The sequence below is a fragment of the Micromonospora sp. CPCC 205546 genome (assembly GCF_036902715.1).
GTDB lineage: Bacteria > Actinomycetota > Actinomycetes > Mycobacteriales > Micromonosporaceae > Micromonospora.
Genome location: NZ_JBAKHL010000104.1, coordinates 1 through 16,416, shown reverse-complemented (window position 1 = coordinate 16,416; position 16,416 = coordinate 1). Strand labels below are relative to the sequence as shown.

Genomic DNA, 16,416 nt, shown 5'->3' with positions numbered 1-16,416 from the left:
ACCACCCGGCGGGCCCGGACCCGCAGGCCGGCCCCGACCCGCGGGCGGCCACGGGCGCCCCGGCGGCGGGCGTCGGGGTGGCCCGGTGAGTGCCGGCGGGCGGCCCGTCGCCCTGGTCACCGGCGGCTCGCGGGGCATCGGCCGCGCCGTGGTGCAGCAGCTCGTCCGCGACGGCTACGACGTCGCCATGTGCTACCAGTCCAGCAAGGACGCCGCCGACGAGGTCGTCGCGGAGGCGGCCCGGGACGGCGGGCGCGTGCTGGCGATGATGGTCGACGTCGCCGACGCCGCGGCGGTGCGGGAGTTCGTGTCGACCGCGGAGCGGGAGCTGGGCGACCCCGACGCGGTGGTCAGCGTCGCCGGCATCATCCGCGACAGGCCGCTGGCCCTGATGGCCGACGCCGACTGGCACGCGGTCATGGAGGTGAACCTGGACGGCACGTACCACCTCTGCCGTGCGGTCGTCCGCCGGATGATGCGCCGGCGCGCCGGGTCGATCGTCACGGTCTCCTCGGTGTCGGGGGTGGCCGGCAATCCGATGCAGACCAACTACTCCGCCTCGAAGGCCGGGGTCATCGGGTTCACCAAGGCGCTGGCCAAGGAGGTCGGCCGGTACAACATCCGGGCCAACGTGGTCGCGCCGGGCTACGTCGACACCGACATGATCGCCGCGCTCTCCGGCGAGCTGGAGACCGTCGCCCGGGACCGGGTGGCCCTGGGCCGGCTCGGGCGCAGCGAGGAGATCGCCGAGGTGGTCTCGTTCCTGCTCTCCTCGCGCGCGTCGTACCTGACCGGCCAGGTGATCACCGTGGACGGCGGCCTCGCGATGTGACCGGCCGCCGGCCGTCACCGGTGATCCTCGGGTACCAGGGGCCGAGCAGCCGGGTCAGGATGTCGGTGCGGTAGGCGTCCGCCCCGATCAGGATCCTGGCCCGGTCGCGGGCCACCCCGCGCAGGATGGCGCGGGCGGCGTACTCGGGTGTGACGGCCACCGAGCGCTCGAAGTGCTCCCGGACCGCCTGGTAGTCGCGCAGCCCGTCGTTGCGGGCGTTGCGCATGATGTTCGTCCTGATCCGGCCCGGGTACACGCAGCTCACCCCGACCGGCACCCCGTCGGCCCGCAGTTCGCGCGCCACCGCCTCCGTGAAGCCCCGGACGGCGAACTTGGCGGCGTTGTACCCGCTCTGCATCGGCGCGCCGGCTAGGCCCAGCACGCTGGAGACGTTGACCAGCCGGCCACGCGAGGCGGTCAGCAGCGGCAGGAACGCCCGGGTGCCGTGCACGACCCCCCAGAAGTCGACGTCCATCACCCACTCGAGGTCTTCCCAGGCCCCGTCGGTCACCGAGGCGAGCAGGGTCACCCCGGCGTTGTTGACGACCAGGTCGGCGCGGCCGAAGTCGGCCCCGACCCGCTCGGCGTGCGCCAGCACCGCGGCCCGGTCCGTCACGTCCAGCCGGTAGCCCCGCACCCGGTCGTCGAGGGCCGCGCAGCGGCGTACGGTCTCCCGCAGCCCCTCCTCGTCCACGTCGGAGACGGCGAGCCGGGCGCCCCGGGCGGCCAGCTCGACGGCGAGCGCGCGCCCGATGCCGGAGCCGGCGCCGGTGACCACGGCCACCCTGCCAGTGAAGTCTCTCATCCTGGACCTTCCCGATCGGGTCTTCGGGCCTCGGCGGTCCGCGCCCGCCGCAGGATTCCGCCGCCGGCTATGGCTTTCCTATGCCGCGTCGATATGTAGAGAAGCTATGAGGCGGCTGCCCGACCGTTCTCCCGGCAGTCCTCGACGCGGCTGCCGGCCGGGTTGACGAAGGGAGAACGATGTCGGGCATCTTCGGTTCGGCGATCACCGGGCTCGGTGCCTATCGGCCCACCCGCGTGGTCACCAACCCGGACATCGCACTGCGTACGGACGTGACCACGGAGTGGATCGAGGAGCGTACGGGGATCAAGACCCGGCACGCCGCCGGTCCCGGGGAGACCGTGCCGGTGATGTCGGCCGAGGCCGGCGCGAAGGCGCTGGCGATGGCGAACGTCGACCCCTCCGAGGTCGACCTGCTCATCCTGGCGACCGCCACCAAGCGGGACCGGATCCCGGGCGGCGCGCCGGAGGTCGCGCACCGCATCGGCATCCCGGCCACCGGCGCGTTCGACCTGAACGCCGCCTGCGCGGGCTTCGCCTACTCGGTGTCGGTCGCGTCCAACGCGGTCCGGCTCGGCGAGGCGCGCAACGTGCTGGTCGTCGGCGCCGAACACCTCACCGAGTTCATCGACCCCGAGGACCCGGCGACCTACGTCATCTTCGGCGACGGCGCGGGCGCCGCGGTGATCTCCCGCTCAGAGAGCCAGGACATCGGCCCCGTGGTGTGGGGCAGCGACGGCCGGCGGGCCCCGATCCTCGGCACGAAGTGGGCCAAGGACGGCAAGGAGTACGCCTCGATGAACGGGCCGCTGGTCTACCGGTGGTCCACCAAGAACATCCCCCCGGTGGCGCGGGAGGCCTGTGCCCGCGCCGGGATGGACCTGTCGGAGATCGACTGGTTCGTACCGCACCAGGCGAACCTGCGGATCATCGAGCAGCTCGCCGAGATCCTGGAGATCCCCGAGGAGAAGGTCGCCCGGGACGTGATCGACACGGGGAACACCTCGGCGGCCTCGGTGCCGCTCGCGCTGAGCCGGCTGCACGAGAGCGGCCGGACCAGACCCGGCGACAAGGCGCTGCTGCTCGGCTTCGGCGCCGGCCTCGCCTATGCCGGTCAGATCGTCCGGATGCCCTGAACACCCTCCCGAAAGGACACGACATGACCGTTGACCAGGTGGCCGCCGACGTCGAGCAGCTCACCCGCAAGCTGATGACCGAGGAGCCGGACCGGCCCATCTCCGCCGACGACACCTTCGTGGACCTGGGCCTCGACTCGCTCAAGCTGGTCGACCTGCTCGGCGCCGCGGAGGTGCACTTCGACATCGAGGTGCCGGACGAGGAGGTCGGCAACTTCGTCCGCGTCCGGGACCTCACCGACTTCGTGCTCGGCGCCAAGTGAACGCCGGCGACGGGGACGCCCGGGAGCTGTCCGTCGGTCAGGCCGCGCAGTGGGCGCTGTACCGACTCGCGCCCGAGAGCTCGACCAGCAACGTGGTGTCGGCCGTGCTCGCCGAGCCGGCCTTCGACATCGACGTGCTGCGGGCCGCCCTCGTCGCCCTGCAGGAACGGCACGACCTGCTCCGGTCCCGGTTCACCGAGACCGGAGCGGGGCCGGTGCGGCTGGTGGACCCCCGCGGTGCGGGGGCGGTCGAGGTCCGCGACGTCGGCGACGTGGACGACGCGGCCCTGCGTACGCTCGTCCACGCCGTCGGCGAGCGGCCGCTGCGGCTCGAACAGGACGGCCCGCTGCGGGCGGTGCTGCTGCGGCGGGGCACGGACTGCGCGCTGGTGCTGGTCGTCCACCACATCGCCACCGACGGGCTCTCCCAGTACCTGATCTGGCGGGACCTCGGCGACGCGTACCAGGCGCTGCGGGGCGGGGGCACGGTCGACTGGCCGACGTACCCCCGCTACGACGAGTTCGTCGCGCGGGAGCAGGCCATGCTGGCGGGCCCCCGCCGCGCCGAACTGGCCGAGCACTGGGCCCGCACCTGCGCCGGGGCCACCGCCGCCACCCTGCCCACCGACCGGCCCCGCTCCGCCACCCGCTCGTACCGGGGCGCGGCCGTGGCCCGGACGCTGCCCGAGGACGTCGCCCGGCAGGTGCGCGCCACGGCCGCCGCCCTGGCGCTCACCCCGTTCGCCGTCCTGCTCGGCGTCTTCGAGGCGCTGCTGCACCGGTGCACCGGGCAGCGGGAGTTCACCATCGGCTGCCCGGTCTCGGTGCGGCGGGGACGGGCGCTGCGGGAGGTGGTCGGGCTGCTGGTGAACCCGGTCGTGCTGCGCTCGTCGTTCGCCCCGGACACCACGTTCGCGGCCGCGATCTCCGCCGCCGGGCGCCAGCTCTCGGACGGGGTGGCGCGCGCCGCCTACCCGTTCCCCCTGGTCCAGGCGGCGCGCCGGGACCGGGACCCGCTGGTGCGGGTCACCATCACGCTGCTCACCCGGCAGCACGGCGACACCCTGTCCGACACCAGCAACGGCTTCGTCGGGCACCGGGTCCGCCAGGTGGTGGTGCCGTACGACGAGGGGCAGTTCGACCTCGCCGTGACGGTGCACCAGTTGCCGGACCTGTCGCTGCGTACCGAGTTCAACTACGACAGGGACCTGCTCGACCGCGCCACCGTAGAGCGGTTCTTCGACCAGTACCTGGCCCTGCTCGGCGCCGCCTGCGCCGACCCGGCCGCGACGGTGGCCGACGCCAGCCTGGCCGGCGACGTCGACGAGCGGATGCTGCTCGAACTCGGCATGAGCTGAGCGCCCCGGTCATCCGGCACCCGTCGTCGACGGGGCGCCGCACAGCGCCCGCACGGTGGATGCGGGTGACCTTCCGTCAGCCCGGAGAGGGGGTTGAAATGGATCAGGGAATTCTCTCCACGGTCGGCAACACGCCCCTGGTACGCCTGGACCGGTTGTTTCCCGGTTTTCCCGCCCGGGCGTACGCGAAACTCGAACAGTTCAATCCGGGTGGGAGCATCAAGGACCGGGCGGCGCTGAACATGCTGCGCGGAAAGATCGAATCCGGCGAGCTGGTGCCGGGGCGGTCCGTGGTGGTGGAGTCCAGCTCCGGCAACCTCGCCATCGGCCTGGCCCAGATCTGCGCGTACTTCGGCATCCGGTTCATCTGCGTGGTGGATCCGAAGACCACCCGGCAGAACCTGGCGGTGCTGGCCGCGTACCAGGCCGAGATCGACATGATCGAGCACCCCGACCCGGTGACCGGCGAGTACCTCGCGGTGCGGCGACGCCGGGTGCGTGAGCTGGTGGAGACCGTGCCCGGCGCCTACCGCCCGGACCAGTACACCAACCCGCTCAACGCCCGCGCCCAGCGGCAGACCATGGCCGAGATCATGACCGAGCTGGACGGCCGGGTCGACTACCTGTTCTGCTCCACCGGCACCTGCGGCACGTTGGTCGGCTGCGCCGACTACCTGCGCGAGAACGGCCACCGCACCCGGATCGTCGCGGTCGACGCCGTCGGCAGCGCGATCTTCGGCCAGCCGTCCGCGCCCCGGCTGATCCCCGGGCACGGCGCGTCCGTGGTGCCCCCGCTGGCCGCCGACGCCCGCCCGGACGAGGTGCTGCACGTCTCCGACCTCGACTGCGTGGTCGGCTGCCGGCTGCTGGCGGTCCGGGAGGCCATCCTCGCCGGCGGTTCCTCCGGGGCGACGGTGGCGGCGCTGCGGCGCCGGATGGCGGACCTGCCCGCCGGGAGCACCAGCGTCCTGATCTTCCCGGACAACGGCGACCGCTACCTCGACACCATCTACTCCGATCGGTGGGTGACCGAACAGTTCGGCGAGGTCAGCCACCTGTGGAAGGGCGACAAATGCTGATCATCGGCCATGCCGTGGTCCGGGACGTGCTCGACGGCGACGAGACGCGGGTCGTCGACCTCGTCCGGCAGGCGTACCTGCTGCACGAGCAGGGCCGCACGAGCGTGCCGCACTCGGTCTTCCTGCGCTTCCCCGACGACGCCCGCAACCGGATCATCGGCCTGCCCGCGTACCTGGGGACCGACCCGCCGGCCGCCGGCATGAAGTGGATCTCCTCTTTCCCGGCGAACATCGAGCGGAGCCTCGACCGGGCCAGCGCCGCCATCGTGCTCAACTCGCTGGAGACCGGCCAGCCCGAGGCGGTGATCGAGGGATCGGTCATCTCCGCCCGCCGTACCGCCGCCGGCGCGGCCCTCGCCGCGCAACTGCTGACCACCGAGCGCCCCCCGGACGGCCTGGCGCTGATCGGTTGCGGCCTCATCAACCAGCAGGTGCTGCGCTTCCTGGCCGTGACCCTGGCGCCGCCGGCCTCGCTGGTGCTGCACGACGCCGACCCGCGCCGGGCCGAGGCGTTCGCCGCCACCGCGGCGACCCTGCTGCCGGACACGACGATCAGCGTGGCGGCGGGCGCCGAGCAGGCCCTGGCCGCCCACCGGCTCGTCTCGATCGCCACCACCGCCAGCGAGCCGCACCTGGAGCTGACCGCCTGCCAGCCGGAGAGCGTGGTGCTGCACCTGTCGCTGCGGGACCTGCACCCCCGGGCGGTACTGGCCGCCCGCAACGTCGTCGACGACCCCGACCACGTGTGCCGCGAGCGCACCTCGCTGCACCTCGCCGAGCAGCTCACCGGCGGCCGGGACTTCATCCACACCACCATCGGCCGGCTGGCCGGCGGTGCGGCGCTGCCCCCCGCCGACGTCCCCGGCCCGGTGGTGGTTTCGCCGTTCGGGCTGGGCGTGCTGGACATCGCGCTGGCCGAACACGTCCGCCGCACGGCGGCCCGGCGTGGCCTCGGCGTGCGCGTCGACGACTTCACACCCGTACCGGCCGCCGCCGTGGCGACCGCGGAACCCACGAGGGAGAGAACATGAGCGACGACGACCGCAGCTACCTGGTGGTGCTCAACGACGAGGAGCAGTACTCGATCTGGTGGAGCGACCGGGCGCTGCCGGCCGGCTGGCGGGCCGAGGGCACCGAGGGCACCCGGGAGCAGTGCCTCAGCCGGATCAACGAGCTCTGGACCGACATGCGGCCGAAGAGCCTGCGCCTGCGCATGGACGGCGCGTCCGTCTGACGGGCCCCCGGCAGGGCGTGACCCCCGGCCGTCCGCGATCGACCCCCCACCCCGGAGGAGCACCCCGATGAGCACCCCTTCGTCCACCCTGCCGGCCGCCGGAGCGGGCACGGTCGGCCCCGTCGTCCTGCCGGACCTGATCGCCCGTCAGGCCGCGGCGACGCCCGACGCGACCGCGGTGCTCGCCGGCGACGTGCGGGTCGGCTACGCCGAACTCGACCGGCGCGCCAACCAGCTCGCCCGGCACCTCGTCGGGCTGGGCGTCGGCCCGGAGTCGACGGTCGGCGTGCACCTGCGCCGGGGGATCAACCTCGTGGTCGCCCTGCTCGGGGTGTGGCGGGCCGGCGGCGCGTACCTGCCGCTGGACCCGGCGCACCCGGTGGACCGGCGGCGGTGGATCGTCGCCGACACCGGGGTGGACGTCGTGCTCACCCAGGCCGACCTGCGCGACGACGGGCTGGCCGGGCCGTCGCACGTGGTCTGCCTGGACGCCGACCGGTCCCGGATCGAGGCCGGGCCGGACACCGCGCCGCCGGTGCGCATCGACCCGGACAACGCCGCGTACGTCATCTACACCTCCGGGTCCACCGGCCGGCCCAAGGGCGTGGTCGTCACCCACGGGGCCATCGGCAACCGGGTGGCCTGGACGGTCCGACAGCACGGCCTGTCGCCGGCGGACCGGGTGCTGCAGAAGACGGCGGTCAGCTTCGACGCGGCCGGCTGGGAGTTCTTCGCCCCGCTGATCTGCGGGGCGACCGTGGCGCTCGCGCCGGACGGCGCCGAGCGCGACCCGGCCGCCCTGGTGGCGGCGGTCGTCCGGACCGGGGCGACCGTGCTGCAGGGCGTCCCGTCGGTGCTGCAACTGGTGACGGAGGAACCGGACTGGCCGAGGTGCACCTCGCTGCGGCTGGTCTTCTCCGCCGGTGAGCCGCTGCACGCCGAGCTGTGCCAGCGGCTGGCGGCGGTGCCCGGGGTGCGCGTCTGGAACACCTACGGCCCGACCGAGTGCGCCATCGACGTCACCGCCCAGCAGGTCGACCTCGCCCAGCGCACCGGCCCGGTGCCGATCGGCCGGCCGCTGGAGAACCTGCGCCTGCAGGTGCTGGACGCCAACCGGCGGCCGGTGCCGATCGGCGTGGTCGGCGACCTCTACGTCGGCGGTGCCGGGCTCGGCCGCGGCTACCTCGGCCGCCCCGACCTGACCGCCGAGCGGTTCGTGCCGGACGAGTACGGGCCGCCCGGCGCGCGGCTCTACCGCACCGGCGACCAGGTCCGGTGGCGCTCGGACCGGAGCCTGGAGTTCGTCGGCCGTGCCGACGACCAACTGAAGATCAATGGGGTACGCATCGAGCCGGGCGAGGTGGAGGCCGCCCTGGCCGCGCACCCGGACGTCCGGCGGGCGGTGGTCGTCGGCTTCGCCGAACCCGGCGGCAGCCCCCGGCTGGCCGCGTACGTCGCCGCCCGGCGTCCCCTGACCGCCGCGCAGCTGCGCTCCTTCCTGGCCGACCGGCTGCCCGAACCCCTGGTGCCGGCCGTGTTCGTGCCCGTGGCGGAGTTCCCGCTGACCACCGGCGGCAAGGTGGACCGGGCGGCGCTGCCGCCGGTCGAGACCGCCGACCGCACGCCCTACCTGGCCCCGCGCACCGACGCCGAGCGACTGGTCGCCCGGCTCTGGCGGGAGCTGCTCGGCGTGGAGCGCGTCGGCGTGCACGACGACCTGTTCCAGCTCGGCGGCTCGTCGCTGGTGACCGTCCGCCTCGCCAGCCGCCTCGCCGCCGAGTCGGGCGTGCGGATCGGGCTGCGGGAGCTGCTCGCGGCGAGCACCGTCGAGGCGCAGGCCGCCCTGCTGACCGACGACGCACCCGCCGCGTCGGCGGTGCTCCCCGTGCCCCGCACCGGCGCGCTGCCGCTCTCCCCGGCCCAGCGGCGACTGTGGCTGCTGGACCAGCTGCAACCGGGTAGCCCCGAGTGGGTGGTGCCGCTCTACCTGCGACTGCCCGGCTCGCTGGCACCCGACGCCGTACGGGCGGCGCTGGGCGCGCTCGAGGCCCGGCACGAGGCGCTGCGCACCCGCTACCTGACCCGCGACGGCGAGCCGTACCAGCGCATCGATCCGCCCGCTCCCGTCGACCTCACGGTCCGCGACGCGGCCGAGGCCCCGCTCGTGGACCTCGTCGACGCGCAGCTGTGCGAGGGCTTCGACCTGCGCACCGGGCCGCTGTGGCGGGCCACCCTGGTCACCTCGGCCGGGGCGGACCACCTGCTGCTCGTGGCGCTGCACCACATCGCCTCCGACGCGAGCACCGCCGCGGTCCTGGAGCGCGACCTGCGGGAGTTCTGCGCGGCCGGCGCCGCCGGCCGGGAGCCCGACCTGCCGGAGCTGACGGTGCACTACGCCGACTACGCGGCCTGGCAGCACCGGCAGCTCACCGACGACATGGTCGAGCGGGAGCTCGGCTTCTGGCGCGAGCACCTCGCCGGGGTGCCCGAGCTGGCCCTCCCGCTGGACCGGTCCCGGCCGGCCGAGCGCGACCCGCGCGGGGCGCACGTCGAGTTCGAGGTGCCGGCGCGGCTCGCGCGGGAGCTGACCGCCCTGGGCCGGCGCTGCTCGGCGACCCCGTTCATGACCATGCTCACCGGCTTCGCCACGTTGCTGGCCCGCTACAGCGGCCAGTGGGACGTGGCCGTCGGCGCGCCCACCTCCGGCCGGCGGCCCCCCGAGACGGAGCAGATCGCCGGGGTCTTCCTGAACCCCGTGGTGGTGCGCTGCACCCTGGACCCGTCCGCCCCGTTCGAGGCGGCCCTGGGGGCGGTGCGGGCCCGGACCCTGGCCGCACTCGCCCACCAGGACCTGCCCTTCGAGCGGGTCGTCGACGACCTCGTCGACGTCCGTGACCTCTCCCGTACCCCGCTCTACCAGGTGATGCTCAACGCCCAGGAGGGGGGCATCACCGGCCAGTCGACCGACGACGAGGCCCTGCTGGACGCCCTGCGCCGCGCGGCCCGCATCGCCAAGACCGACCTCACCATGCACGTCTGGCCGCGCCCGGACGGCACCCTGGCCGGCAGCCTGGAGTACGCCACCGCCCTGTTCGACGAGTCGACCGTGCGGCGGATGGCCGCGCACTTCCTGCGGCTGCTCGCCGCGGCGGTGGCCGAGCCGCGGACCCCGCTCGACGACCTGGACCTGCTCGCACCGGGCGAGCGCCACCAGCTCCTGCACGAGGTGCACGGTCCCGACCTGCCCCGCGACCCCGCGACCGTCTGCGACCTCTTCGAGGCCCAGCGCCGTCGCACCCCGGACGCCGTGGCGCTGCGGCACGGCGACCTCACCACCACCTACGCGACGCTGGACGACCGGGCCAACCAGTTCGCCCACCACCTGCGGCGCTCCGGCGTCGCCCGGGGCGCGGTGGTGGCCGTGCTGCTGGACCGGGGCGTCGACCTGGTCGCGGCGATCCTCGGCACCTGGAAGGCGGGGGCGGCCGTGCTGCCGCTCGACCCGTCGTACCCGGCCGAGCGGATCGGGCACATGCTCGCCACGGCCGGCGTGGAACTCGGCGTCACGCAGGCGGCGTACGCCCCCCGGTTCACCGTGCCGACCCTGCACGTGGACACCCACCGGCTGATGGTCTGCACCGGCCCCACCCACCGCCCGGAGCGCGACACCGACCCGGCCGAGACGGCCTACGTGCTGTTCACCTCCGGCTCGACCGGCCGCCCGAAGGGCGTGCTCCTGCCGCACCGGGCGGTGTCCAACTTCCTCGCCTGCGCCGTCGAGACGGAGGCGCTCGGCGACCGGGGGGCGCGCGCGGGGCGCGGCGGCGGTGCGCCGCTGTTCACCACCATCGCCTTCGACCTGTCCATCCCCAACCTGTTCAGCCCGCTGGTCGCGGGGCAGTCGGTGACGCTGCTGCCCGCCGCCCTCGACGTCGCCGAGCTGGGCGACCTGCTCGTCAAGGCCGGCCCGTTCGACCGGTTCATCATGACCCCGCCGCACCTGGAACTGCTCACCGAGCAGCTCGACGACGAGCAGGCGGCCCAGCTCTCCGGTCTGATCTGGACGGCCGGCGCGGCGCTGCGCAGGGAGATCGCCAACCGGTGGCTGGACCGGCTCGGACCGGGCGGCCTCACCAACAGCTACGGGCCGACCGAGACCACCGTGATCATGACGGCCCACCCGGTGCGCACGCCGCAGACGACCGACATCGTGCCGATCGGCCGGGCCATGGCGAACACCACCGTCCGGGTGCTCGACGACGCGTTGCGGCTGCTGCCGGTCGGGGTCGTCGGTGAGCTGCACATCGGCGGGGAGTGCCTGGCCACCGGCTACGCCGGGCGGCCGGACCTCACCGCCGAGAAGTTCGTGCCCGACCCGTACGGGCCGCCGGGCAGCCGGCTGTACCGCAGCGGCGACCTGGTCCGGATGCGCCCCGACGGGGTGATGGACTTCGTCGGCCGCGTCGACGACCAGGTCAAGGTGCGCGGCTACCGGATCGAACTCGGCGAGATCCGCGCGGTCGTCGAGGAACACCCCGGCGTGACCCGGTGCGTGGTCATCGTCCACGAGGAACGGCTGGTCGCCTTCCATCGGGGCGAGGCGCCCGACCTGGCCGCGCACTGCGCCCGGCTGCTGCCCGACTACATGACCCCCAGCCTGCTCGTGCCGGTGGCCGAGATCCCGCTCAACGCCAACGGCAAGGTGGACCGCGCCGCCCTGCTCGACCTGCTCTCGCACGCCGTGTCGAGCGGCGCGGCCGGCGCCGAGGACGCCCTCGTCGCGCCGCGCACGGTCGTCGAGGAACGCCTCTGCGCCATCTGGAGCGACCTGCTGGGCGTGCCCGTCGGCGTGCGGCACAACTTCTTCGCCATGGGCGGGCACTCCGTGCTGGCGGGCCGGCTGGTCGCCGCCCTCCAGGAGGAGTTCGACCTCGACGTGTCGCTCCGGCTCGTCTTCGAGCACCCGACCGTCGAGGCGATGGCGGTCGCGGTGGAGGACCTCATCCGGGCCGAGGTGGACGCGCTCTCCGACGCCGACCTGACCGAAGACCTGCGCCAGACCAAGGAGCACCAGGCATGACCTCGACCGCGAACCAGCCGAACCTGCGCGAGTCGCTCGTCCAACGCCGGTTGGCGGGCCGGGCCGCCGGCCGACGGGCCGGGATCCCGACCGTCGACCGCTCGGGCGACCTGCCGCTCTCCTTCGGCCAGCAGCAGATGTGGTTCCTCAACCGGCTGGACCCCGGCAGCCCGGAGTACCTGGTCTCCTCGGCGCTGCGGCTGCGCGGCCCGCTGGACCGGGCCGCGCTGGCCCGGGCGTGGGACGCCCTGATCGCCCGGCACGAGATCCTGCGCACCCGGTACGCGATGGCCGACCTGACGCCGGTGCAGGTCGTCGACGAGCCCCGCCCGCGGGAGCTGCCGCTGGTCGACCTCTCCGGGGTGGCCGGGGCCGAGCGCGACGACCGGGTCGCCGAGGCGACGGCCGAGCTGGCCGCCACCGGTTTCGACCTGGCCACCGAGTGGCCGGTACGGGCGATGCTGCTGCGCCTGGACGAGGCCGAGCACCTGCTGGTGCTGGTGATCCACCACATCGCCTGCGACGCGCCCTCCACGGCGGTGCTCCTCGGCGACCTGGCCGAGCTGTACGGCGCGTACGTGCGGGGCGAGTCCTCGCCGCTGACGCCGCCGGCCGTGCAGTTCGCCGACTTCGCGGCGTGGCAGCGCGACCGGCTGCGCGGCGACCCGCTGGAGCGGCACCTGGAGCACTGGCGCGACCGCCTCGCCGGCATCGCCCCGCTGGAGCTGCCCGCCGACCGGCCCCGACCCCGCGTGCGCGACTGGCGGGGCGCGTCGGTGCCGTTCGCGCTCTCCGCCGAACTCTCCGCCGCGCTGCGGGAGATCGCCCGCGGCGCGGAGACCACCCTCTTCGTCACCCTGCTGACCGCCTTCCAGGCGCTGCTGTCGCGCCACACCGGCCGGACCGACATCCCCGTGGGCAGCGTGACGTCCGTGCGGGACCGCGCCGAGCTGCGCGACCTGGTCGGGTACGGCATCGACAACCTCGTCCTGCGGGGCCGCTGGACGGGGGACCCGACCTTCGCCGACTTGCTGCGCGACACCCGCGCCACCGTGCGCGACGCCTTCGCGCACGCCGACGTGCCGTTCGCGCTGCTGGTCGACGAGTTCGAACCGGAGCGGGACCTCTCCCGCACCCCGCTCTACCAGGTCGCCTTCACCCTCGGCGACGACGCCCCCGCCGGCGCCTGGCCGGCCGGCCTCGCCGCCGAGCCGCTCTGGCTGCCCACCCGGGTCGCCAAGGTCGACCTGCAACTGCACGTCGTCGAGGGCGCCGACGGCCGGCTGCGGGGGCACCTGGAGTACGCGACCGCGCTGTTCGACCGGGCCACCGTGCAGCGGATGGCCGAGCACCTCGGCCGGCTGCTGGAGCACGTCGGCGCCGACCCGCACGCCCGGATCTCCGCGCTGCGCATCCTCGACGACGCCGAGCTGGCGGCGGCGACCCCCGCCCCCGCCCGCCCCGCCGCGCCGGTGACCGGCACGGTGCACGGCGTCTTCGCCGCCACCGCCGCCGCCCACCGCGACGCGACCGCCGTCGTGGACGGCGCGCGACGCTGGACGTACGCCGAACTGGACGCCACCGCGAACCGGCTCGCGCACCACCTGCGGTCCCTCGGCGCCGGCCCGGAGCGGCTGGTGGCGGTCTGCCTGGACCGCCGCGCGGAGCTGGTCTCCACCCTGCTGGGCGTGCTGAAGTCCGGGGCGGCGTACCTGCCGGTGGAGCCCGGCGTCCCCGCCGACCGGCTCGACTTCATGCTCGCCGACGCGGGCGCGCGGATCGTGGTGACCACCGAGGCCCACCGGGCGCGGTTCGCCGACTTCGCCGGCGCCGTGGTGGTGCTGGACGACCCCGACCACGCCGGGGAGATCGCCGGCCGTCCCGGCACCGACCCGGGCGTCGCCGTCGACCCCGAGAACCTGATCTACGTCATCTACACCTCCGGGTCGACCGGCCGCCCCAAGGGCGTCTTCCTGACCCACGCCAACGTGCTGCGCCTGACGACCGTGGCGCAGGACGAGCTGAACTTCGGTCCCGCCGACGTGTGGCCGCTGTTCCACTCCTACGCCTTCGACGTGTCCGTGTGGGAGCTGTGGGGGGCGCTGCTGCACGGCGGCCGGCTGGTGGTGGTGCCCCGGGAGGTCACCCGTTCCCCCGCCGACCTGCTCGACCTGCTGGTCGAGGAGCAGGTCACCGTGCTCAACCAGACCCCGACGGCCTTCCGCGGCCTGGTCGGGCTCGCCCGCGACGGCGACCCCCGCGTCGACCGGCTCGCGCTGCGCGCAGTCATCTTCGCCGGCGAGAAGCTGGAGTACGCCGACCTCGGCCCCTGGGTGGCCCGTCGCGGACTGGCCGCGCCCCGGCTGCTCAACCTCTACGGGATCACCGAGATCACCGTGCACGCCACCTACTACGAGGTGCGCCCCGACGACCTGGCCGGCACCGCCAACCCGATCGGCGTCCCGCTGGCCGACCTGAGCATCCACCTGCTCGACCCGTACGGCAACCCGGTCCCGGTCGGCGTCCCCGGCGAGATCCACGTCGGCGGGCCCGGCGTGGCCCGGGGCTACCTGAACCGGCCCGAGTTGACCGCCCAGCGGTTCGTGCCCGACCCGTTCGGCCCGCCCGGCGCCCGCCTCTACCGCAGCGGCGACCTGGCCCGCCGGCGCGCCGACGGCAGCCTGGAGTTCGTCGGCCGCATCGACGACCAGGTGAAGATCCGGGGCTACCGGGTCGAGCTGGGCGAGATCGAGGCCGCCATCTCGGCCCTGCCCGGGGTGCGCGAGGCCGTGGTCGTCGTCCGCGAGGACACCCCCGGCGACCGGCGCCTGGTGGCGTACTCGGTCGTCGACGAGCAGGCGGAGCTGCCCAGGCCGGGGCAGGTGCGCGCGGCGCTGGCCCGCACCCTGCCCGAGTACATGATCCCGTCGGCGTTCGTCCCGCTGGCCCGGCTGCCGCTGACCGTCAACGGCAAGCTCGACAAGCGGGCGCTGCCCGCGCCCGACCGTACGGTCACCGCCACCGACCGGCCCTACCTGGCGCCGCGTACGGAGGTGGAGGAGCGGCTCGCCGCGATCTGGGCGGAACTGCTCGGCCTGGAGCGGGTCGGCGTCGAGGACGGCTTCTTCGACGTCGGCGGCGACTCGATCCGCGCCGTGGCGCTCGCCGCCGCCATCCGGGCCGGCGGCTTCGACGTGCAGGTGCGCGACCTCTTCGAGCGCCGCAGCATCGCCGAGCTGGCGGAGTTCCTCACCGGCCGCCCCGCGCCGGCCGCGCCGGAGCCGGCCGTCGAGCCGTTCGCGCTGATCTCCGAGGCCGACCGGGCCGCGCTGCCCGACGGCGTCGTCGACGCGTACCCGTGCACCCAGGTGCAGCTCGGCATGCTCGCGGAGATGCTCGCCGACGAGCACAACCACTACCTCAACGCCACCACCTACCGCATCCCCGACACCGGAGAGTTCTCGCTCGACGCGTTCCGGGAGGCCGCCGCGCTGCTGGTGCGCCGGCACGAGGTGCTGCGCACGTCGTTCGACCTGACCGGCTTCTCGGTGCCGATGCAGCTCGTGCACGCCACCGCCGAGATGCCCGTCGGCATGGACCGGGCGCGCGCCACCGACCGGGCCGGCCTGGAGCGCGAGCTGCGCGACTTCATCGCCGCCGAGCGGGCCGACATGTTCGACCTCGGCCGGCCGCCGCTGTTCCGGCTGCACGCGCGGGTCTGCGCGGACGGCAGCTGGTGGCTCACCCTCACCGAGTGCCACCCGATCATGGACGGCTGGAGCTACCACTCGCTGATGATGGAGCTGGTCGGCGCGTACCACCGGATCCGCGCCGGGCTGCCGGTCGAGCCCCGCCCGACGCCGCCGGTGCGCTTCGTCGACGCGGTCGCCGCCGAGCTGCGCTCCACCGGCGAGGGGGTCGACCGCGCCTTCTGGCACGACCGGGTCGCCGGCCGGGACCGGTTCGTCCTGCCGGAGGGCTGGGGCGACCCCACCGCCGAGCAGGGCGCCCAGTACGACCACTGGGTGCCGCTGCACGACCTGGAGCCGGGCCTGCGGGCGCTGGCCCGGCAGACCGGCGTGCCGTTCAAGTCGGTGATGCTGGCAGCGCACCTGAAGGTGATGAGCCAGCTCACGGAGTCGGGCTCGTTCTTCACCGGCCTGGTGTGCAACATCCGGCCCGAGGTGGCCGGCGCCGACCGCGTCTACGGGATGCACCTGAACACGGTGCCGTTCGTGCACGACGCGGGCGCGCGGACCTGGCGGGAGCTGATCGCCCGGACGTTCGCCGGGGAGCTGGAGCTGTGGCCGCACCGCCGGTACCCGCTGCCGGTGCTCCAACGGGAGATCGGCGACGGCGGCCGGATGCTCGACGTCCGGTTCAGCTTCCACGACTTCCACCAGATCGACACCGACGAGATCGACTACGCCGACTCGATCGACGACAGCCCGAACGAGTTCCCACTGGGCGTGATCAGCCGGCTCGGCTTCATCACGCTGGAGGCCAACCTGCGCCACCTCGGCGTGGCCCAGGTCGCCCGCCTCGGTGGCATGTACCGGGCGGTGTTGGAGGCGATGGTCGCCGACGTGGACGGTGACGCGTCGGTGGTGTGTCTGCCGGCGGGTGAGG

At 74.4% G+C, this 16,416-nt stretch carries 10 protein-coding genes; 9 read left to right on the top strand and 1 reads right to left on the bottom strand.

Annotated features, from left to right (window positions below; genetic code table 11):
- Positions 1 to 85 precede the first annotated feature (85 nt).
- Positions 86 to 832 carry an SDR family oxidoreductase gene (locus V6U77_RS28215; protein WP_334609792.1) on the top strand — a complete coding sequence of 249 codons (747 nt, stop codon included), beginning with the start codon at positions 86 to 88 and terminating at the stop codon, positions 830 to 832.
- Here the strand turns inward: V6U77_RS28215 and V6U77_RS28210 are convergent.
- Positions 804 to 1,637: an SDR family NAD(P)-dependent oxidoreductase gene (locus V6U77_RS28210; protein WP_334609791.1), complete on the bottom strand. Its 834-nt coding sequence runs from the start codon at positions 1,635 to 1,637 to the stop codon at positions 804 to 806. The two genes, V6U77_RS28215 and V6U77_RS28210, sit on opposite strands and share 29 nt — an antisense overlap.
- A gap of 179 nt (positions 1,638 to 1,816) precedes the next feature.
- Here V6U77_RS28210 and V6U77_RS28205 point away from each other — a divergent pair, with 179 nt between their 5' ends.
- The 8 genes from V6U77_RS28205 to V6U77_RS28170 all read left to right on the top strand — a co-directional run.
- Positions 1,817 to 2,773: a beta-ketoacyl-ACP synthase III gene (locus V6U77_RS28205; protein WP_334609789.1), complete on the top strand. Its 957-nt coding sequence runs from the start codon at positions 1,817 to 1,819 to the stop codon at positions 2,771 to 2,773.
- A 23-nt stretch (positions 2,774 to 2,796) separates the two neighbouring features.
- A complete protein-coding gene (locus V6U77_RS28200) occupies positions 2,797 to 3,036 on the top strand; it encodes an acyl carrier protein (protein WP_101410848.1) in 240 nt (79 codons plus the stop codon).
- Positions 3,033 to 4,394: a condensation domain-containing protein gene (locus V6U77_RS28195; RefSeq protein WP_334609788.1), complete on the top strand. Its 1,362-nt coding sequence runs from the start codon at positions 3,033 to 3,035 to the stop codon at positions 4,392 to 4,394. Before V6U77_RS28200 ends, V6U77_RS28195 begins: the two co-directional genes overlap by 4 nt.
- Before the next feature lie 98 nt (positions 4,395 to 4,492).
- The gene (sbnA, locus tag V6U77_RS28190; protein WP_334609787.1) at positions 4,493 to 5,473 is read left to right on the top strand and encodes a 2,3-diaminopropionate biosynthesis protein SbnA; all 981 of its coding nucleotides are present in this window, start codon (positions 4,493 to 4,495) and stop codon (positions 5,471 to 5,473) included.
- Complete coding sequence (gene sbnB / locus V6U77_RS28185; RefSeq protein ID WP_334609786.1) at positions 5,467 to 6,504, top strand: 2,3-diaminopropionate biosynthesis protein SbnB; 1,038 nt, start codon at positions 5,467 to 5,469, stop codon at positions 6,502 to 6,504. The genes sbnA and sbnB overlap by 7 nt, the downstream gene beginning before the upstream one ends.
- Positions 6,501 to 6,707 carry an MbtH family protein gene (locus V6U77_RS28180; protein WP_091630399.1) on the top strand — a complete coding sequence of 69 codons (207 nt, stop codon included), beginning with the start codon at positions 6,501 to 6,503 and terminating at the stop codon, positions 6,705 to 6,707. Before sbnB ends, V6U77_RS28180 begins: the two co-directional genes overlap by 4 nt.
- Before the next feature lie 67 nt (positions 6,708 to 6,774).
- On the top strand, positions 6,775 to 11,787 hold the full coding sequence (locus V6U77_RS28175; protein ID WP_334609784.1) for an amino acid adenylation domain-containing protein: 5,013 nt from the start codon (positions 6,775 to 6,777) through the stop codon (positions 11,785 to 11,787).
- Positions 11,784 to 16,416: amino acid adenylation domain-containing protein (locus tag V6U77_RS28170; RefSeq protein ID WP_334609783.1), on the top strand; the 4,633-nt coding region annotated here is incomplete at its 3' end. The genes V6U77_RS28175 and V6U77_RS28170, both read left to right, overlap by 4 nt.